22 protein-coding genes are annotated in these 19,667 nt (G+C 52.0%); 4 read left to right on the forward strand and 18 right to left on the reverse strand.

The annotated features are described in order from the left end of the window. Positions 1–264: 264 nt before the first annotated feature. The 8 genes from GXN74_RS09925 to pdaA form a co-directional block, all read right to left on the reverse strand. Positions 265–966: a CvpA family protein gene (locus GXN74_RS09925; protein WP_162370782.1), complete on the reverse strand. Its 702-nt coding sequence runs from the start codon at positions 964–966 to the stop codon at positions 265–267. A gap of 45 nt (positions 967–1,011) precedes the next feature. Continuing rightward, a complete protein-coding gene (locus tag GXN74_RS09930) occupies positions 1,012–2,160 on the reverse strand; it encodes a DUF5711 family protein (protein ID WP_162370783.1) in 1,149 nt (382 codons plus the stop codon). 52 nt (positions 2,161–2,212) lie between these two features. Further along, positions 2,213–3,649, reverse strand: coding sequence for a glycogen synthase (locus tag GXN74_RS09935; protein WP_162370784.1), 1,437 nt, complete (start codon positions 3,647–3,649; stop codon positions 2,213–2,215). 110 nt (positions 3,650–3,759) lie between these two features. Further along, a complete protein-coding gene (locus tag GXN74_RS09940) occupies positions 3,760–4,836 on the reverse strand; it encodes a PTS sugar transporter subunit IIC (RefSeq protein WP_162370785.1) in 1,077 nt (358 codons plus the stop codon). 40 nt (positions 4,837–4,876) lie between these two features. Beyond that, positions 4,877–5,389 (reverse strand): transcription repressor NadR, encoded by a 513-nt coding sequence (locus tag GXN74_RS09945; protein WP_162370786.1) that lies wholly within the window; start codon positions 5,387–5,389, stop codon positions 4,877–4,879. A gap of 68 nt (positions 5,390–5,457) precedes the next feature. Then, positions 5,458–6,882, reverse strand: coding sequence for a sensor histidine kinase (locus tag GXN74_RS09950; protein ID WP_162370787.1), 1,425 nt, complete (start codon positions 6,880–6,882; stop codon positions 5,458–5,460). Then, complete coding sequence (locus GXN74_RS09955; protein WP_162370788.1) at positions 6,879–7,556, reverse strand: response regulator transcription factor; 678 nt, start codon at positions 7,554–7,556, stop codon at positions 6,879–6,881. Before GXN74_RS09955 ends, GXN74_RS09950 begins: the two co-directional genes overlap by 4 nt. A gap of 24 nt (positions 7,557–7,580) precedes the next feature. Next, positions 7,581–8,588 (reverse strand): delta-lactam-biosynthetic de-N-acetylase, encoded by a 1,008-nt coding sequence (gene pdaA / locus GXN74_RS09960; protein WP_212505771.1) that lies wholly within the window; start codon positions 8,586–8,588, stop codon positions 7,581–7,583. Positions 8,589–8,846: 258 nt separating this feature from the next. Here pdaA and GXN74_RS09965 point away from each other — a divergent pair, with 258 nt between their 5' ends. Continuing rightward, a complete protein-coding gene (locus GXN74_RS09965) occupies positions 8,847–9,221 on the forward strand; it encodes a hypothetical protein (protein ID WP_162370789.1) in 375 nt (124 codons plus the stop codon). A 186-nt stretch (positions 9,222–9,407) separates the two neighbouring features. On the opposite strand, the gene fabZ is transcribed toward GXN74_RS09965, so the two are convergent. The 7 genes from fabZ to GXN74_RS10000 form a co-directional block, all read right to left on the reverse strand. After that, positions 9,408–9,833, reverse strand: coding sequence for a 3-hydroxyacyl-ACP dehydratase FabZ (gene fabZ, locus GXN74_RS09970; RefSeq protein WP_162370790.1), 426 nt, complete (start codon positions 9,831–9,833; stop codon positions 9,408–9,410). An 11-nt stretch (positions 9,834–9,844) separates the two neighbouring features. Further along, complete coding sequence (gene fabF / locus GXN74_RS09975) at positions 9,845–11,080, reverse strand: beta-ketoacyl-ACP synthase II (protein WP_162370791.1); 1,236 nt, start codon at positions 11,078–11,080, stop codon at positions 9,845–9,847. Positions 11,081–11,098: 18 nt separating this feature from the next. Beyond that, positions 11,099–11,839 (reverse strand): 3-oxoacyl-[acyl-carrier-protein] reductase, encoded by a 741-nt coding sequence (gene fabG / locus GXN74_RS09980; protein ID WP_162370792.1) that lies wholly within the window; start codon positions 11,837–11,839, stop codon positions 11,099–11,101. Positions 11,840–11,853: 14 nt separating this feature from the next. Continuing rightward, positions 11,854–12,777 (reverse strand): ACP S-malonyltransferase, encoded by a 924-nt coding sequence (gene fabD, locus GXN74_RS09985; protein WP_162370793.1) that lies wholly within the window; start codon positions 12,775–12,777, stop codon positions 11,854–11,856. A 27-nt stretch (positions 12,778–12,804) separates the two neighbouring features. Beyond that, a complete protein-coding gene (gene fabK / locus GXN74_RS09990) occupies positions 12,805–13,752 on the reverse strand; it encodes an enoyl-[acyl-carrier-protein] reductase FabK (RefSeq protein ID WP_425481848.1) in 948 nt (315 codons plus the stop codon). 3 nt (positions 13,753–13,755) lie between these two features. Then, the gene (locus GXN74_RS09995; protein ID WP_212505772.1) at positions 13,756–13,983 is read right to left on the reverse strand and encodes an acyl carrier protein; all 228 of its coding nucleotides are present in this window, start codon (positions 13,981–13,983) and stop codon (positions 13,756–13,758) included. A 70-nt stretch (positions 13,984–14,053) separates the two neighbouring features. After that, positions 14,054–15,016, reverse strand: coding sequence for a beta-ketoacyl-ACP synthase III (locus tag GXN74_RS10000; protein WP_162370796.1), 963 nt, complete (start codon positions 15,014–15,016; stop codon positions 14,054–14,056). A 204-nt stretch (positions 15,017–15,220) separates the two neighbouring features. Here GXN74_RS10000 and GXN74_RS10005 point away from each other — a divergent pair, with 204 nt between their 5' ends. Both GXN74_RS10005 and GXN74_RS10010 read left to right on the forward strand, forming a co-directional pair. After that, positions 15,221–15,616, forward strand: coding sequence for a hypothetical protein (locus GXN74_RS10005; protein WP_162370797.1), 396 nt, complete (start codon positions 15,221–15,223; stop codon positions 15,614–15,616). 295 nt (positions 15,617–15,911) lie between these two features. Next, positions 15,912–16,487, forward strand: a complete 576-nt coding sequence (locus GXN74_RS10010) for a hypothetical protein (RefSeq protein ID WP_162370798.1) — start codon at positions 15,912–15,914, stop codon at positions 16,485–16,487. Between the two features lie 76 nt (positions 16,488–16,563). Here the strand turns inward: GXN74_RS10010 and rsmA are convergent, their stop codons facing one another. Next, a complete protein-coding gene (rsmA, locus tag GXN74_RS10015; RefSeq protein WP_246208672.1) occupies positions 16,564–17,481 on the reverse strand; it encodes a 16S rRNA (adenine(1518)-N(6)/adenine(1519)-N(6))-dimethyltransferase RsmA in 918 nt (305 codons plus the stop codon). A 117-nt stretch (positions 17,482–17,598) separates the two neighbouring features. Between rsmA and GXN74_RS10020 the strand changes: the two genes are divergently transcribed. Then, positions 17,599–17,934: a metalloregulator ArsR/SmtB family transcription factor gene (locus GXN74_RS10020; protein WP_162370799.1), complete on the forward strand. Its 336-nt coding sequence runs from the start codon at positions 17,599–17,601 to the stop codon at positions 17,932–17,934. Here GXN74_RS10020 and GXN74_RS10025 read toward each other — a convergent pair. Both GXN74_RS10025 and GXN74_RS10030 read right to left on the reverse strand, forming a co-directional pair. Continuing rightward, entirely contained in the window at positions 17,931–18,743 is an 813-nt protein-coding gene (locus GXN74_RS10025; protein ID WP_162370800.1) for a Cof-type HAD-IIB family hydrolase, read from the reverse strand. The two genes, GXN74_RS10020 and GXN74_RS10025, sit on opposite strands and share 4 nt — an antisense overlap. 21 nt (positions 18,744–18,764) lie before the next feature. Continuing rightward, positions 18,765–19,658 carry a ParB/RepB/Spo0J family partition protein gene (locus tag GXN74_RS10030; RefSeq protein WP_162370801.1) on the reverse strand — a complete coding sequence of 298 codons (894 nt, stop codon included), beginning with the start codon at positions 19,656–19,658 and terminating at the stop codon, positions 18,765–18,767. Between the last annotated feature and the right edge of the window lie 9 nt (positions 19,659–19,667).

A 19,667-nucleotide genomic window follows, 5' to 3' on the forward strand; every position in this document is an offset into this window, starting at 1 on the left:
TGAGCCAGGATCAAACTCTCATAAAAAGTTCTCTCCGGCAGCATAAACTCTGACCTTCCGCTTTCGCGGGTTTAGTCTTGGAATTACGTTGTTTTTGATTTATTCTTCACTGTTCAATTTTCAAGGTTCTGCTTGTGTTGCTGTCCGTTCTCCCTTTCGCAAGGTTGTTTTACCGGACCAGCGAAATGTAGTATATCATGGCACCAGCCCAGTGTCAACCCTATTTCCAAAGATTTCTTATGATTTTTTAATCTAACCTTTGCATCAGTGAAACTTCCTGTATTCCGCCATCAGCATTGTCACCGGATTGTTCTCCAATACCCAGCGGACTACCATGGATTCGACCATGGATTCCCTCAACTGGGGGAACGTGCCCATCATGGTCACAGCATCCAAAAGATATGTCAGGATGTAGGTAAGGATCCCTCCAAAGACCACGCCCGCAAAGATTCCCAGCAGTCCATTGGCTTGTTTGACCAGTGGAAGCCTGCTGGCCAAATCCAGGGAGGCTCCCAGCATTCCGATGAGCAGCCAGACCAGAAAGAAAGTGGCAACGAACGCCAAGGCTCCGATGATCAGATTGGCCAACATGCTGGTGATGTAGGACTCCAGACTGTCCACCTGGAATAGTTGGTATACTTCCGTATTGTTGTTTCGGATGAGGAGGGTCCTCAAATAGGGCGGCAACGGCATGCCCTGCAGGAACATGATCTGGTCTTCCGGACTGATCATGTTCTGGACGGCCGGGTCCATGGACAGAAAACCGGAAACCCGCTCCCCCACGCTTGCCTGGATGCCAGTCGCTCCGGTCAGGACAGCCGTCACCATGGGATAGATGAAAAAGGCCAAAACCAGGGAAAACAGGGCCGAGGACAGTTTAAAAAGTGTTTTGACAAGACCATTCCTGTAGGAAACACAAATAATGGCCAGGCAGAAAACCAGCAGCAGCATATCCAGCAAATTCATTTCTTTTCTCCTTCGATTCCCCTGTCTTTATGGATGATTTCCGTATCAGCTTTCCCTGATCCGTACCACTTCATAGCCTTGGGGGTAGACCATCAGATAATTTTTTCCACCAAGATGGAACACCCGGGACACCTCCCGATGGATGGAGGAAAACCACTGGGGCCGGGTTCCATAAAAAGCCGTCAGCCGAGAGGCCGAAACCACATAAAGGGTGTCTTGGTCTGCAAATATGCTCTTCACTTCTTCTTCCGGCTGGAATTTTTGGACCTCTTTCCCCTGGGTGTTGTAAAAAACCACGGTGTTCCGATGTCCTTCGCCTTCTGTCCCCAGCGCCTCTCCATACTGCACCACCACATGTTTGTCCGTATAGGCGATGTCCATGACCCTGTTGTTGACCTCGATGGCCTCCAGTTGCTTGGGGATCCGGTCTAGCTCGAAGAAGAGCAGTTTTTTGTCGGAACCCACAAACACGTGTGCGTCATCCATGAATCGTATGGCTGGAGCCAGGAGGTCCTCTTCCAAGAACCCACCCGTGATGTATTCTTCCAAGTTGCTGCTCTTGGCCTCGAAATTGAAAAAGGACAGCTTGCTTTGCATCCGGTTCTCTCTGATATAGGCATAGGATGTGACCCAGTCCATTGCGGTGCTGGAAATGTCCAGGGCCACGGGGTATCCGTCATTCTTGAAGGAGGTTCCCCGCTCCGCAAGCAATTTGCCCTCCTTGTCGTACATCTGGATCAGGTGGGTTTCTCCCGACTCTTGGACGATGACCAGGAAACCGCTGCTGTTCACCCGCAGCAGCACGATGGGCCAACTGACGGTGAACTCATGAAGAAAGCCTTCTTCGTTGAACAAAAAGGCTTTCTTGCCGGAAAGGTCGCCAACGGCCATATAACCCTGGTCCATGACCAGCTGGGGTGTTTGTACGGTATATGCCTTGCTCCAGATGGTCTCCCCGGAAACGTTCCTCTTTTCCAGTCCGTTCTTTCCTGCGGAATAGATGTTGCTTCCATAGGAATAGACGCTTACGGTGTCATTTGCATCGAACCGCCGGACATCAACCGGCTCCAGGAAGACCGCACCTCCTTGGAAAAGATGGAAGTTCGGTTTGACAAGGATCACATAGAGCAACAATAAAACAGCCGCCAGCAAAAGGAAACTGGCTGGCAGCATTTTTTTCTTGGATTTTTTCATGATACTCCCGCTTTACATTTGCTTGGCGATGATTCTCGGCTGTTTTTCCGTTCTAAATCGACAGGACCTCATTGTAGATCCGGATGTATTCCTGTGCGGACTGTTCCCAGGAAAAGCGTTTCCGCATGCCCCGTTCGACCAGCATCTCCCATTCCCCTTGGTTCCTGTAAACTTCCAAACCACGGGTGACGGCCGCCAAAAATTCATGTCCGTTGTAGTTCTTGAACAGGAATCCTGTACTGTTCTCATAGTCCTCGTGGTAATCCGTAATCGTATCTCCCAATCCTCCGGTTTTGCGTACGATGGGAACTGCGCCATAACGCAGGCTGTACAACTGGGACAGTCCGCAGGGTTCAAAAAGGGACGGCATGAGGAACATGTCGATGGAACCATAGATTTTGCGGGACAAGGCCTGGTTGAACATGATGTTTGCCTTGACTTTGTCCGGATGTTTCTCCTGCAGCTCAAGAAGCCTGCTCTCGTAATGGTAATCCCCATTTCCCAGGATTACGAACTGGACATCATCGTTCATCAGGTGTTCCATGGCATAGAGGATCAGGTCGATGCCCTTTTGCTCGGCCAGCCTGGTCACCACCCCGATCAGAGGAGTATCCCCCACGGGAAGTCCTTGCTCTTGTTGGAAGACATACTTCTGCTGCTTCTTCAACTCACGGAAATTGTCCGCGCTGAAGTTCCTGGCAAGAGCGGGATCCGTCTCCGGGTTGTAGCTGGAGTAGTGGATGCCGTTGACGATGCCTTGGATCTTTTCCGAATATTTCCTCAACAGCCCATCTAATCCATACCCGTACCACGGCGTTTGTATTTCCTTCGCATAACTCTTGCTGACCGTGGTCACCATGTCCGCATATACAATTCCAGCCTTCATGTAGCAGACCTTTCCGTAGTATTCGATTGCTTCGATATTGAAGTATTTGGGGGAAAGGTTCAGGTCATCCAGCGCATCCTTGCCGAACACCCCCTGGTATTGCAGGTTGTGTATGGTGAACACCATCTTGATGTCCTTGTACAGGTCCAAGTGGGAATATTCTTGCTTCAACAGCAATCCGATGAGGGCTGTCTGCCAATCATTCAGATGAATGATGTCGGGACGCAGGTTCAGGAACATGAGCATTTCCAGGGCGGATTTGCAGAAAAATCCAAACCGTTCATCGTCATCCCCATACCCATAGAAGTTGTCCCTGTCAAAATAGTGGCTGTTTCCGATGAAATAGTTGGTGATTCCCTTTTCTTCCATCACAAACACGGAGGCTACATTCGCTCTTCCCCCCGTTTCCACAATGAAATTGAAGACATGCTTCAGAGGATACCTTTCCTCCATGCCCTTATACTTCGGCATCAGCCGGATGACCTCCACGTTTTGATCATGCAGCGCTTCCGGAAGTGCTTGGGCGACATCCGCCAAGCCACCTGTTGCGGCATAGGGAACCGTTTCCGGTGTTACAAACAATACTTTTATCCGATCACCCATAATCATCCCTCAAATCTTTTTCGCCATTCCTGGCTTTATTGGTGGTATTCCTAATATCCCCATTATACCACAGGGGACTGCGGTTGGGAAATGGTAATTCGAAGCCCCTACTACACGTCAAGCCGCAGATCTCCCGGTTTGATCCAATTCTTTTTGCGCATGGATTCGGAAATCACCAGGGTCAGGCCGGCCGGCAACAGGAAATGCAGCAGAAGGATTTGCAGCAGCAACGAGGAGTCTGGTCTGCTGCCCGCCATGGTGCTCCAAGTCATCAGCGGTCCAACCAGACCGGAGGTTCCCATCCCTGCACCGGAAGGATTGTTTGCCATCTTGAATACGACCGTGGCGAGGGGCCCCAACAAGGCGCTGGCTACGGTGGGTGGAATCCATACACGGGGATTTCGCAGGATGTTTGGCATCTGCAGCATGCTGGTGCCCAGTCCCTGGGCCAGCAATCCATTCATCTTGTTTTCACGGTAGCTCGCAACCGCGAACCCGATCATCTGGGTTGCACAGCCCACCGTTGCGGCTCCCGCCGCCAGACCTTCCAGACCCAGGATGATGGACAGTGCGGCGGAGCTGATCGGCAATGTCAATGCCATCCCCATCATCGTGGACACAAGGATTCCCATTATGAACGGAGCCTGCTCCGTCGCCATCACGATGAGGCTTCCCAGCCACAACATGAAGGCAGAAATACCCGGACCGACCAGCAGTCCGGCGGTCCCCCCGGCCAGGATGGTCGCCATAGGCGTCAGCACGATTTCCAACTTTGTCCTTCCGGAGACAATCCTTCCGAACTCAATTCCGACCACCGCCGCTATGAAGGCCCCCAGAGGCTCGCCCGGTCCGATAAGGACCACATTCCCTTCCACGAAGGCGGCACCGGAAAGGATCTTGCCGGCATAAGCCCCCATCATTCCCGTGACAGCCGAGGAATACAGGACCATGGGGGACACCTTGAACCGGTGGGCTACCCCCATGCCGATTCCCGCACCCGTCAGGACGGAGGCGATGCTGCCGAACCATACGACGGGAAGAAGTCCGGTAATTGCCCCCAGCTGCTTCAAGATCAATCCTACAATCAAAGTGGTGAACAGTCCCAGGGCCATTCCACCCAGGCCATCAATCAAATACCGCTTGAATCCAGCCTTCAACAGCTGGGATATGCCGGCTCTTTTTCCCATAAGTCCCAATTCCTCCCAAAACATAGAATGATGTCGCTTGTCAAGGCTGCAGCAGCTTCTTTTCAATCAGCCTGCGTTCGATTTCATCCAGCGCTTCTTCACTTTCCGCTTCAATGGTATGGTAATGGACACCTCCGGTAAGGTCCATCAATGGGATGAAGTCCTTGTCCAAAGCCCTTTGCAAAAAGTCCTCCACATTCTTTCTGGACCGCAACATCATGGCCGCACTGATATCTCCGTAGACAGGATGGGTGATGACCACATTCAGCACATGCCCCCCCAGATCCACGATTGTGTTCAATTCCTCCTCCATCTGCTCCGTACCGTGACGGACACACAGCACCCGCTTGCAGGTGTTCCCTTTTATCCTGTAGGCCATATACCCTTCCGAAGTGGAAATTATTCCCTTGCCCTGGGCCCGCAGGAGTGCGATATCTTGAACGATCACCTGCCTGCTGACACCCAGAACGATTCCCAATTCATGTCCCTTGATGGGTTCTCCGCTCCCTTCCAGCATCTCCAGTATTTTTTCCCTTCTTTTCAGTCCCTCCAAAAACGATCCACCTCCATTGTCTTGTCAGAAGCCTTCGTCCCCCAATATACCACATCCATGCTGCACAATCAATCCCGGGGGCCAACCGGTCCTCCCTGTGCCCCTCCCAGGGGAAACACCATCCTGAAAGCCACCCCTTCCCCTTCCGGCAGGTTCCTGGCTCCATAACGGACCCCATGGTATTGGAAAATGCCCGCGGCTATGGCCAGACCCAAGCCGGTTCCCTGTCCCCCTCCTTTGTAGAAACTCTCCCAGATCCTAGGCAGGTCCCCTTCCGCAATCCTCTCGCCGTCATTTCTGATCTCCAGAACCGCATGATTGTTGAAAACGGCATATTCCAAGCGGATGGAATGCCGCGCATACTTCAAGGCGTTTTGAAGGATGTTTGCTATGGCCTGTTCCAGACGCAACGGGTCTCCCTCGAAACCGAACGCCTCTTCTCCAATTCCTTCCCTCCATGCAAGTCCCTTTTTCTCAGCCAGCACAGGAAATTTCTTGGCGATGCTCCGGACCAGGGATGTCAAATCCATCGGTTCCATCCGCATCTTATAGGTGCCTGACTCCAATTGGGAAAGGTGCAGCAGGTCTTTCACCATGTTGCTCATCTTTTCCATCTCGTCCTCGATGATTTCATAGTACGCTTCTTCTTCTTCGCCCTCCACCATTCCGTCGGACAAAGCTTCCAAATAGCCGTTGACGATGGTGATGGGGGTCTGCAGTTCATGGGAGACCTGGGCGACGAATTTCTTGCGCATGACGTCCAGGTTCTTTTCCTTGTCCAATTCCTTCTTAAGGTTATCGATGGTTTCCTCCAGCTTTCCCGTCAACTCATTCAGGGTGTTGCCCAACTGGCCAATCTCATCCTTCCTTTTTCCGGTGTACCGGTGCCGGAAATCCAGCTGGCCCATTTGCTTTGCTATGCCGTTCAGGTCGGCTATGGGACGGGTGATGTTCCTGGACAAGACCAGGGACAGGAAAACGGCCGCTGCCATGGCGATGCCCACAAGCCCAATGGAGAAGCTCTGGACGATGCCGATTGTGTCTTCCATGGCTGACACCGGAATCTGCAGGACGGCAATCTTACCCCCTTGGATCTCTTCCCCATAAACCAGCCATCGGGTGCCTTCCACCGGCATGGAAGTCTTGACCACATAAGCCTTGGTTCCCCTGTAGACGACTTCCTTCTCTACGCTTCCCTGCAGGAACCAAGACCCCTGGTTTTCAAAAAGAAGCAGGTTGCTGCTCCGGTCGATGAGCGTTATTTTCCCTTCAAAACCGTATCCAAGGTATTCCATGTGGCTCAGCGCCTCGTCTTCGCTTCTGCTGAGCCTGAAAAGACGTTCGATGTCTTCAACGGTTCCCTGCATAATCGCGACTTTTTTTCCGTAATAGTAGTCCTCCAGCCTGTAATGCAGGCCCACGTACAGTACCGTCCCCATCAGGCACACGAAAAACAGGTAATGGAGGAGCAGGCGCAGACGGATCGACTTCATTCCTCCCCCTCCTCGAACCTGTACCCCATCCCCCGGACAGTGTAAATCCAATCTCCCATGGTTCCCATCTTTTTCCGCAGCCTTTTGATGATGGTATCCACAGACCGGTCGTCGCCATAGTAGTCATATCCCCAGACCTTGTTCAGGATCTGCTCCCTGCTCAGGGCCCTGCCCCGGTTCTCCACCAGATACAGGAGCGTGTCGTATTCCTTCGGACTGAGGTAGATTTCCTCCCCTTGGACCTCGACCCGCCGGGCCGCCAATTGAATCCGCATGGCCCCCACCTGGATTTCCTCTTTGGCCGAAAGCTTTCCGCTTCGCACAAGCAAAGCCTTGATCCTTGCCATCAGTTCCCTTGTCCTGAACGGCTTGGCCACATAGTCATCCGCACCGAGCTTGAATCCCTGGAGGGCATCCTCTTCCTCTGTCCTTGCGGTGAGCATCAGGATGGGCACCGGACTTGTACCGCGCACCTCCCTGCACACCTGGAACCCATCCATGCCAGGCATCATCACGTCCAGTACCAGAAGGTCCACGCTGTTCTCCTGGAAAAGCTCCAGTGCCTCCCTGCCGTCCCTGGCTTCCAACACATGGTATCCTTCCCCTTGCAGGTACTTCACAATCAGTTTCCTCAGCCGCTCCTCGTCTTCCGCAATCAGTATGTTCCCTTTCAAACCAACAGCCTCCTTCCCCGGCTCCTATGGAAGTTCCTGCAGGGATTTGAAGCGGTATCCTTCCCTGCGCAATCCGTCGATCATTTCGCCCAGTGCTTCGGTGTTGGAGCTGGAAACCGCATGGAGCAGGATGATGGCTCCTGCGTGATGGTTGTCCATGACATGCCGATAGGCAACCTCTGCCCCGGGCTGGCTGTTCACGTCCCAATCCTTATATGCCATGCTCCAGAAGATGGTCTTGTAGCCTTCCTGACGAACCAATTCCAGGACACGCTGGCTGTACTCTCCCATCGGCGGCCTGAAAAACGGATCCATCCTTTGCCCCGTCACATCGGCGAATGCCGCTTCCGTATCCTCCAGCTCCTTCCTAAGCTGTCCGTCGGTCAATCCTGGAAAACTGGGGTGGGTGGCAGAATGGTTGCCCACCACATGCCCTTCCTTGGACATCCTCTCCACCAAATCAGGATTCGCCTTGATATAGGGTTTTGTCACAAAAAAAGCCGCTTTGACCCCCTTGTCCTTCAGGACATCCAGGATCTTCGGTGTGTACCCGTACTCATACCCCTCATCAAATGTCAGATAGACCACCTTTTCCTTAGTGTCCTCCAACCCATAGGCGCCATAGGCCCCCACATCGAAAGGGGTGTTGCCTGCGGCAGGCTTGTGGTCAGGATTTCTGCGGAAAGACCATCCTACCTTCTCGTTGCTCAAGACCCCCTCCCCGGAAACGGGTTCCGGTTCCGCCTCTTCCTCCACTTCCGTTGCCGGGGTTGGGGGGACAGGTTCCGGAACCTGCGTAGGGACGGGTTCCGGTGCCTGCGTAGGGACCGGTGCCGATTCCGGAACGGGTTCCGTCCTTTCCACAGGTTTTTTCACTGGATCGGCCGAAGACGCCGGTCCGGGCAAGGGCAGGACAACAGACTGTCCCGTTTCCCCCTCACATGCGGAAATCGCAGCAATGATCACCAAGATGGCCACGAACAGGGACGCCGCCTTGACCGTCTTCTTGTCTTTCTTTTTTTTCCTTGCCATAATGTCCTCCCTTCCATCCATCTTTAACCATTATAATACGCCATTCTCCATAGCGCCACCCGCACTGCCAAAAAGAAAGGGGAAGTACAGGAAAAGACCGGCGGTTGCCCAATGTCATTAAGTTAAGAAATTAGAAAAGCCCTATATCAGTAACTGATATAGGGCTTTTTTCTTTGTAATAAATTTCATGAAACACTTGACAAATCACTCAAAAAATGTGGCGAAGCTCCTTGAATATAGCTTGTTTCAAGGAGGACATTGCATGGAAAAGACTTTTCAAGAAAGCGAAAACTGGACTTTGAAACCTTCATGAAGTTCTCGCTGGGAATGTCTGGCAAATCAATGAATAAGGAGATTCTGGATTTCTTTAACTTCTCAACTGACAGCCCGAGCAACGCTGCATACAACCAACAGCGTTCAAAAGTATTGCCAGAAGCCTTTGAATATCTGTTTCATGAATTTACTTCTAAGCTTCACGCAAATCGACATTTCCATGGCTATCGGCTAATTGCCTGTGATGGAAGCAATCTATCGATAGCTTCAAATTCCTTTGATTCTGAAACACGTGTAAAATCCAATCAATACAATGCAGAAGTTAACAGACTTCACCTTAAGCTTTTTACGATCTTATGAATCGCATTTTCAATTGTATATGTAAAATGGGCAGATGGCAATCTGTCTGTTTCTCATGTATGAAATTATATTCCAAATCATAAAAAAAGAATCCTGAAGAAAAACTCATATGTTTCTTCTCAGAATTCTTTTTTGCTGCCATTAACTTAATGGCATTGGGCGGTTGCCGGTCTTTTCCTGTACTTCCTATTCTCCGATGAAAAACTTCAACTCACATTCCGTTGCCAGCTCTTCACCCACATATGCTGCGGCCTTTCCCACTCCCATGGGGCCCCGTTGCTTTATGATTTCCACTTCCAGGCGCAACACATCGCCAGGAACCACTTTCCTTCTGAATTTGGCTCCGTCGATGCCGGCGAAGAAAGCGATTTTTCCCTTGTTATCCTCTTGGGACAGGAGCGCAACAGCTCCAGCCTGGGCAAGGGCTTCGATGATCAGAACACCCGGCATCACCGGCTCCTGGGGAAAATGCCCTTTAAAAAAATATTCGTTGAAGGTGACGCATTTGACGGCCACCGTTTTCTTTCCCGGCTCCAGCAGGTCGACCCTGTCCAGCAGAAGGAAGGGATCCCGATGGGGAAGGATTTCCTGAATCGCTTTGATGTCCAGCATTTGCACTCCCCCTATTCGAATTTCTTGAACAGCAGGGTGGCGTTGTGGCCTCCAAAGCCCAAGGAATTGGAAAGCACATATTCCACAGGAACGGATCTGCCCACATTGGGCACATAATCCAGGTCGCAATCCTCATCTGGCGTGTCGTAGTTCATGGTCGGATGGATGAACTGGTCCTGGATGGTCTTCACGCAGGCTGCTGCTTCCACTGCCCCGGCCGCCCCCAGAAGATGTCCAATCATGGATTTCGTTGAACTTACCGGAATGCTTTTCGCCTGCTCCCCAAACACGGACTTGATTGCCTGCGTTTCGAACTTGTCGTTGTACGGGGTGCTTGTTCCGTGGGCGTTGATGTAGGAAATCTGGTCGTTGCGGACACCCGCTTCTTCCATCGCAAGCTTCATCGCCCTGGCGGCCCCGTCTCCGGATGGGTCGGGGGATGTCTGGTGGAATGCGTCACAGGTGGCGCCATAGCCTACGATTTCAGCCAAAATGGCGGCCCCGCGCTTCTGGGCATGCTCCAGGGACTCCAGGACAAGAACGCCTGCCCCTTCTCCCATAACGAAGCCGTCCCTGTCCTTGTCGAAAGGTCTGGAGGCCTTGTCCGGATCCGGATTGGTGCTGAGGGCTGTCAGATTGGTGAATCCCGCAAGGCCCAGCGGCACGATGGACGCCTCGGTCCCTCCCGCAAGCATGATGTCTCCGTATCCGTGTTTGATGGCCCGAAACGCCTCTCCAATGGAATGGGTACCGCTGGCGCAAGCCGTCACCACGTTGGTGCAGACTCCCTTGCAGTTGAATTCGATGGCCACATTTCCCGCTGCCATGTTGGTGATGATCCTGGGAATCAACGTGGGGGAAACTCTGGAAGGGCCCTTTGACAGCAACTTCTGTTCTTCCTCTTCGATGGTTCCCAGGCCGCCGATTCCGGAACCAAGCACCACACCCATGCGGTAGGGGTCCACGGCCTCAAAATCGATCTTCGCATCCTCCACCGCCTGCTTGGCGGCAGCCACCGCATACTGGGTGAACTCGTCCATCTTCTTCGCCGTCTTCCGGTCCATATAATCCTGGGCCTTGAAATCCTTCAGCTCCGCCGCGACTTTCACACCGAACGCAGCGGTGTCGAACTTGGTGATCATGCCGAAGCCCTTGACTCCCGCCCTTATGTTCTTCCAAAATTCCTCTACGGAATTTCCTACGGGAGAAACCACTCCCAATCCTGTGACGACAACTCTTCTTTCCATGGTCAAATCCCCTTTCGATTACATGGTCATTCCACCGTCTACGGCGATGGTCTGTCCAGTAATGTAGTTTGCTTTGTCGGATGCCAGAAAAACAACTGCATTTGCCACATCTTCCGGCTCGCCCAAACCGCTCATGGGGATTTTTTTCAAGATTTCCTCCCGGATGGATTCCGGCAGGTTTTCCGTCATGTCCGTCTTGATGAAACCGGGGGCTACCGCATTTACCGTAATGTTCCTGCCGGCAAACTCCCTGGCCAACGATTTCGTCAACCCGATGACACCCGCTTTGGATGCGGCATAGTTGGCTTGACCCACATTGCCCACCAATCCGATGACGGATGTGATGTTGATGATCTTCCCTTGGCGCCTTTTCAGCATGGACTTTGAAACCGCCTTGATGCAGTTGAAGGTCCCCTTCAAATTTATTTCCATAACCTGGTCGAAATCTTCCTCCGTCATGCGCAGCATCAGCTGGTCTTTCGTGATTCCCGCATTGTTCACCAGCAGAAGGATATCGCCGTATGTCTTCTGGATTTCACCCATCCGCTCCTGGACTTCCTGGAAATCCCCGATGTTGAACTGTGCCAAAGCACCCTGTCCACCGGCTTTCCGGATTTCCTCCAGTGTTCCTTGGGCCATGGCCTCGTTGCCTCTATAGTTGACGACTACAAAATAACCTTCCTTTGCCAATCCGATGGCAATGGATTTTCCAATCCCCCTGCTTGCACCGGTGACCAGGGCCACTTTGTTTTTGTCCATGTTTTCCATCTCCGTCATGCCTCCAGATTTGATTTCAACGCTTCCAAGGAAGCCAAATCGGATACACTGTACACCTTGGCCTTCCGGTCGATTTTTTTGATCAGGCCGGCCAACGTGTTGCCGGGGCCTATTTCAATGAATGTATCCACACCGCAAGCAATCATTTCCAGCACGCTTTCTTCCCAGCGCACGGAAGCCTTGACCTGCTCCACCAGGAGCGGAGCCACTTCCCCCTTGTTGTGGACATATCCCGCTGTAACATTGCTGACATAGGGAACCGTGAAGTCCTTGAACGCAACTCCTTGGAGTTCTTCTTCCATCTTGTGGGAAGCCTCCGACATGAGACTGGAATGGAATGCGCCGCTGACGGTCAGGGGGACCACCTTGATTCCCATCTCGTCAAAATGCCTGTAGCTGCTCTCCAATGCCATGACTTCTCCGGAAATGACGATCTGCTGGGAATTGTTGTAGTTCGCGATTTCCAGCACCCCATTCACCTTTTCAATTACCGCATGGATGGCTTCCTTTGTTGCGCGAAGCACAGCCGCCATGGAACCCTTTGTATTCTTGGCCGCCTGCTCCATGTACATGCCTCTCTTGCGCACCAATGTCACGGCCTCCTTGAATTCCATAGCGCCGTTGGCAACCAGTGCGGAATATTCGCCCAAGCTCAGGCCGGCAACCACATCGGGCTTCACACCAATACTTTCCACAGCTTTCAACAACGCAACGGAAACAGCCAGCAGTGCGGGTTGTGTATACTCTGTTTGATGGATTTGATCGTTCTCTTCAAAGCATACCTTGGCAAGATCAAAATCCAGCACAGATGCGGCCTCGTCGAATACCACCTTGCTTTCTTCAAAGTTTTGGATCACTTCCTGTCCCATGCCGACACATTGCGCGCCTTGTCCTGGAAATATGAATGCTGTTTTGCCCATAATCTCATTGCCTCCTTCGTACGGATCCTACCATGCAATCTTTGAAAATTTCTTGACTTCCTCAACACCCGCAAACAAATCTTCGATGATTTCCTTGCAGGTCTGTTCTTTGTTCACCAATCCTGCAATTTGCCCCGCCATCACGGAGCCATAATGCATGTCTCCATCCACGACGGCGTTGCGCAGGGAACCAGCCCCCAGCGCTTCCAGTTTTTCGGCGGAAGCGAACTCCCGCTCCAATTTCAGAAACTGCCTTGTCAGCTTGTTCTTCAAAGACCGCACAGGATGACCTGTCGTCCTTCCTGTGACATCCGTATCGATGTCCTTCGCCTTGATTACCTTGTGCTTGTAGTTCTGGTGGACGACACATTCCTTGGCCACGATGAACCGTGTGCCTACTTGGATCGCATCCGCTCCCAGCGCAAAAGCCGCAACAACACCTCTGGAGTCGCCAATGCCTCCTGCCGCTATGACCGGTATGGAAACGCTGTCCACCACTTGGGGAATCAGTGTCATGGTCGTGAGCTCTCCGATATGTCCGCCGGCCTCGCAGCCTTCAGCGATGACCGCGTCCGCTCCCGCCCTTTCCATCATCTTGGCCAGGGCCGTGGAAGCGACCACCGGAATCACCTTGATTCCGTTCGCTTTCCACTTCGCCATGTATTTCGAAGGGTCGCCTGCGCCTGTGGTTACAACCGGAACACCTTCGTCAATGACCATCTGGGCCACTTCCTCCGCATTGGCGCTGAGCAGCATGACATTCACGCCAAAAGGTTTGTCTGTCATTTCTTTGGTCTTTCTGATTTCATTTCTGACCACTTCCGTAGGCGCATTGGCTGCGGCAATGATGCCCAAGCCCCCTGCATTGGATACGGCCGCAGCCAGGTTGTGTTCCGCAACCCAAGCCATTCCACCTTGAAAAATGGGATATTCAATTCCCAATAGCTGTGTGATTCTTGTCTCCAAAGGTATCATCTCCTAGCTGTTTGCTTCGATATAATCCAAAGCGCTTTTTACCGTCTTGATGTTCACAAGTTCCTCGTTGGGAATCGTTACGCCAAAAGTGTCTTCAATGGACATGACCAATTCGAACAGATCCAAGGAATCCGCACCCAGGTCATCCGCAAAGCTTGCTTCCAATGTCACTTCATCTTCTTCTACGCCCAATTCTTCTACGATGATCTCTTTCAATTTGTCAAAATTCATTTTCATATCCTCCTGGAATTGTTGTTTTATTTCATATGGCGGGCACGTTGGCTCCAGCCATAGGTTTGCGTTAAAATTGGATCAGGGCTGCCGCATAGGTAAGGCCTGCTCCGAAGCCCGCCACGACGGCCTTCTTTCCTTCCAGTGCCCCGCTTCTCCACAATTCGTCCAATCCGATGGGGATGGTGGCTGCGGAAGTGTTCCCATACTTGTCGATGTTCACATAAAATTTTTCCGGATCCTGCCGCAAGGTCTTTGCGATTTTGCTGATGATCCTTTCGTTGGCCTGGTGGAGCATGTACACATCCACATCCTCTGGAGCCGCTTGGTTCCGGCCCATCAGTTCTTCGATGCACTCCGGCACCTTCTTCACCGCAAACTGGAAAACCTCCCGGCCATCCATGCGCAGGGTGTGTTCCTCTTCCTGCCGGTAGAAGGGGGTGTCGTTGTGCCTGATTTTGGAAACCAGCACATCATAGTCCTTGCCGATGGCTTTGCACAGGACATCCTGGACGCCTGGGGTTTCGGATGCCTCCAGAACCACGGCTCCGGCTCCGTCTCCAAACAGGACACAGGTGCCTCGGTCCTCCCAATCCACCAGCTGGCTCAGCTTTTCCACGCCCACCAGCAGGGCCTTTTGGTACTTCCCGCTTTGAATGTACTGGGCGGCGATGTCCAGGGAGTAGACAAATCCGGAACATGCTGCATTGATGTCAAAACACATCGCCTTGTCCGCACCGATTTCCCCTTGCACCAGACAGGCGATGGACGGCATGGAATACTCCGAGGAGACTGTAGCCACAACCACCAGGTCCAGCTCTTCCGGACCCACACCCGCCGCCTCCAGGGCCTGCAGACCGGCTTTGGCCGCCATCTGATAGGTCTTCTCGTCAACGGCGATCATCCGTTGCCGGATTCCTGTCCTGGAATGGATCCATTCATCTGATGTATCGACATATGCAGCCAAGGCTTCATTGGTCAGTACGGTATCCGGCAGGTATCTTCCTGTACCGGTAATCTTTGCAAATGTCATCAATGCCTCCTAGATTTCTTGATCCACAATTACTTTGATAATCAAAATAAAAAGTTTGATAGTCAAAGTATATGCATAAATCACCGTTTTGTCAAGGTTTTCTAATGAAAAATTAATTCCTGTCTGTTGCAAATCTGGAGGATCATTGCTATCCTTAGGTTATGGCAACACGATAACAAGAAGGTCCGACAGTGAGGTGGAGCAATGGATGCTGACGAAAACAAGGGGTTCCCTGCCGGGTGTACGGTTTCTACGGGCATGCTCGTCCGTTTCTTCCTACTGCTGTGCCTGAATGTCTGCCTGCTGCTGCTTCCTTGGACCATCCTTTGGATCCTGGCCATCGCCACGGTCACCTTCTTCATTGCCTTCACCATCTTGGGGATTTTGCTTCTTCTCTCCCTTGTTGTGGCTTTTCCCCTGGCGCTGTTGGAACTGCCCGCCGGATTCCTAGGCGACCCCCTCCTGGTGCTTTCATTGGGACTGGTGATCACCGGTTTCGGCGGTTTCATCCTTATCTCCATGATTTTTCTCATCCGCTCCTTCGCACAGGCTACTGGTGCCTATTGTCATTGGAGTTTCCGGATGGTCAGGGGGTGTTGAGCCGATGCGATCATTCCATCATATCCTGGGTGAGTTGGCAGGCATTTTCCTCCTGATGTTTTTGGGGGGGATTTCTTTGGGCTTCTACTATATGGAAACAAGGCAGCTTACTCCTCCAGACCTTTTGCGCACGCTACATCCTCCGGCGCTCGACACCGCATCCGACTACCTTGGCGTTCCCTTTCCGATGAGGAGCCGCGCAGACCTTTATCCTCTGGCTACTTGGGAGGAGGACCTCCTTTTCCCTCCCACCGCCAATCTGAATCTCCAATCCACATCGGAGGAGGTCACCTTTGTGGAAGAGGATCGAAACGACATCCGTGTCGTCTACCATCGGGAATACCCCGATACCCGCTCCTATGGCCTTGCCTTCACCTCCTATGTGGAAGAAGATACCCTTTATGTGAAATCCTCCATGAAGGTCAAAAACCTGATCCTTAACAGGGATTATCATGGATCCCTCCAAATCCACGTGCCTGCAGGGCATTCTTTTGAGAATATCACCGTCCACTCCAAATGGGGCGACGTCGACCTGCAGCTGACGGATCCTTTGGAATCCCTACGGTGCTACAACGATATGGGAACCCTACGCATCCATGCGGAAGGTTCCATCGGGAATGTGCGGCTGGATTCCCGGATGGGAAACATCGAGGCTTTTTTCCTGGGACCGGTGACGGAAGGCCATATGCATACGGAATTCGGATTGCTGCAGGTTGTTCTGCACCACTCCCCTCCCCTGCCACCCTATCTGCACACCGGCAAGGGAACAATCCATTCCGATTTTCCCTATACCCGTTCCAGAACAGGTGACCTCCAGTTTAGCACAGGCACGGGCAACATCCTCCTGCTGGATGGATCCAAAATGGAGTAGGCTAGGCGGATGTCTTTAGACTAAAAATACGGTTGTAGGATGTGCCCCGGCACATCCTACAACCGTATTTTCACTTTCAAATGCCTTTCTTTTCAAGCCCATATGAGCCTGCCGCAATCCGGTTGGACAACTCTACAAATGCGTCCAGGCCCAACGCCTCTCCCCGGATTGCAGGCGACAGTCCCGCTTCCAGGATCATGGCTTCCAGCGCCGCTTTTGGAATGTGCAGGCCATGGGACAGGCTGTTCAGGAGGGTTTTTCTCCTTTGGTTGAAGGAAGCCCGAATCACTTGGAACAGAAGCTTTTCATCCGCCACCGCATATTGCTCCTTCGTACGCTTCCGCAACCGGATGACCGTGGATCCCACTTTGGGTCTAGGCACAAAACAGTTGGGCGGGACTTGCGTTACAATGGTCGGATCCGAATAATACTGGACCGCCAAGGAAAGGGCCCCATACTCCTTGGTCGCCTTTTTCGCCTGCATCCTGTCCGCCACTTCCTTCTGCACCATGACAGTGATGCTGTCCAGAGGGACCTGGCTCTCGAACAAACCCATGATGATGGGTGTTGTTATGTAGTAGGGAAGGTTTGCGACAACCTTCACAGGACGGTTGCCGCACCGCTCCTCCACCAACCGCTTCAGGTCCACCTTCAGCACGTCCTCATGGACAATCTCCACGTTGCCGTATCCCTCCAGCGTCTCTTCCAGAATCGGAATCAGTTTGTTGTCTATTTCGATGGCGATCACCTGCCGGCAATTTTCCGCCAGATATTGGGTCAGGCTCCCTATGCCCGGGCCGATCTCAATGACATCGTCCTCCGGCTGCAATTCGGCGCCCGCCACAATCTTCTCCAAAATATTGGAGTCCACAAGGAAATTCTGCCCAAACCTCTTTTGGAACGCAAAACCATGCTTCTCAATGATCCGGCTCGTGCGGCCATACGTGGCAATCCGCTCTGGAACCCTGTTTTCATCTTCTTTCCTTTCCATCATCCCATTCCTCCTTTCCAGAAAAATTTCGATTCCATGTTTACTTTTGGGGTTCTTTTTGGTACAATGAATCCAAAACAATTAATCATAATATTAGAATATAGTATCAGAGGTGATCTCATGAACATTCAAAATTTTGAAGAAGTTGCAGAGCTGCTGAAAATGATGGGCCACCCGGCCAGGCTGTGCATTTTGATCGGGCTGCTGGACAAGGAAGGATGCAATGTCTCCTATATGCAGAGTTGTCTCAACATCCCCCAGTCCACCGTTTCACAGCATTTGGCCAAACTGAAGAGCGCAGGCATCATCAAGGGGGAGCGCCATGGGCTGGAAATCAAATACAGCGTGGTCAACGAGGATGTGATCAAGATCATCCAGGCCCTTTCCTGCGAGCATTTGAACGAGCCCTTTGTTTCCATAAAAAGCAAGTCTGCAGAAAACAATCCCACCAACTAGTGGGATTGTTTTTTTGGCAGCAGGAACTTCCGAACCACTTCCGCCACTGCGGAATCGTTGTTGGTGGCTTCCGTCACATAGTCCGCCTGCCCTTTTATTTCCGGATGGGCGTTGCCGACTGCCACCCCCAGACCCGCATAGGAAATCATGAAAAGGTCATTGTAGCTGTCCCCCATGGCAATGATTTCCTCCTGCCTGATCCCCAGCTTTTTCGCCAAAAACTCCACCGCCTTGCCTTTGTTCGCATCCTTGTCCAGAACTTCCAAATAGAAGGGTTTTGAGAAAAATGCGTTGACCCTGTCTCCATAACGGTCCAGAACCTCTTTCTGCAATTTCTCCAACAGCGGCTTGTCCAGGGAATTGTAGAGGACCTTGATGCTGGAATCGATCTCGTCCAGAGAGTCCACAATGCGCGCATGCACGCCGGACAACCTTTCGTACTCCTCAATCCGCTCCGTGCGCCCCTCTGCAATCATCAGTTCCTGGTACAGTTGGGTGTCCAATCCCCACTCCCTTCCCAAAGCCACCAATTCGCGCAGCAGTTCCCCTTCCAACGGCTTGTAGAAAAGCACTTTCCCATCCAACCGGTCGATCTTCGCACCGTTGTAAGATACGAAGAACTCGTGTTCGTCATGGATATTCAAAGCTTCAATATAATTCATCATGGATTTGTCCGCACGGCCGGAGCAGAATACGATTTCGACTCCCATTTCCTTTGCCTGCAGGATTGCTTGCACATTTTCATCACTTACATGGAGTTCATCATCCAACAAGGTGTCGTCCATGTCCAAAACCAGCATCTTATACATTTCCATCCTCTTTTCTGCTTTTCACGCTTCTACCCCTTTGATCAGTTCCACAATACGTTCAAATTCTTCTGCCGAAAGATACTCAATCTCAATTTTCCCCTTTTGGGGTGTTCTGGCCTTGATGCTCGCTCTTGTCCCCAACGCTTGGGAAATCTCTTCCTCATAGGCCTGCAATTGGATTTTCAGGTTCTCCTGGAGAAGCCTCCGGGGTGATTTTTGCTTTGCCTTTTCTTCCCTCTTTTGCATCGCCGCCATCAGTTCTTCCGTTTCCCTGACGCTCAGCTTTTCGTCGAAAACCTTGGCGGCAATCTCCACCTGAAGGTCCGGATCCTTGATTCCCAGAAGGGCTCGGGCATGTCCGCTGGTAATCATTTCGTCGACGATCATCTTCTGCACCCGCTTGTCCAATTGCAGCAAGCGCAACGTGTTGGCTATGGCAGACCGGCTCTTGGAAACCTTTTCCGCCACATCATCCTGTTTGAGATGGAATTCATCCAGGAGCCTCTGGTATGCCTGGGCTTCCTCAACGGGATTCAGATTGGACCGCTGGATGTTCTCGATCAAGGATACCTCCAAAGCCTGCTCCTTTTCAAAATCCTTCACCAGAACGGGAAGTTCCTTCAACCCCGCCAGGCGTGCGGCCCGCCAGCGCCTTTCACCGGCAATGATTTCATAATAGCCGTTTTTCTTGTTCACCAGGAGGGGTTGCAGCACACCATACTGTCTGATGGAATCAGCCAATTCCTGTAAGGCGTCCTCATTGAAGGATTGCCTTGGCTGGTCCGGATTTGGTTCCACCGATGCGATATCCACTTGATAAACATCTTTGTTTTGCTCTACGCGGATGGAAGATTCCAGGTCTTCTCCCATCAGGGCCGACAATCCTTGCCCAAGTCCTCTTCTCTTTATAGACATTGCGCCACC

Source organism: Anaerotalea alkaliphila, assembly GCF_010179735.1.
In the GTDB taxonomy this organism is placed as follows: Bacteria; Bacillota; Clostridia; order Lachnospirales; family Vallitaleaceae; genus Anaerotalea; species Anaerotalea alkaliphila.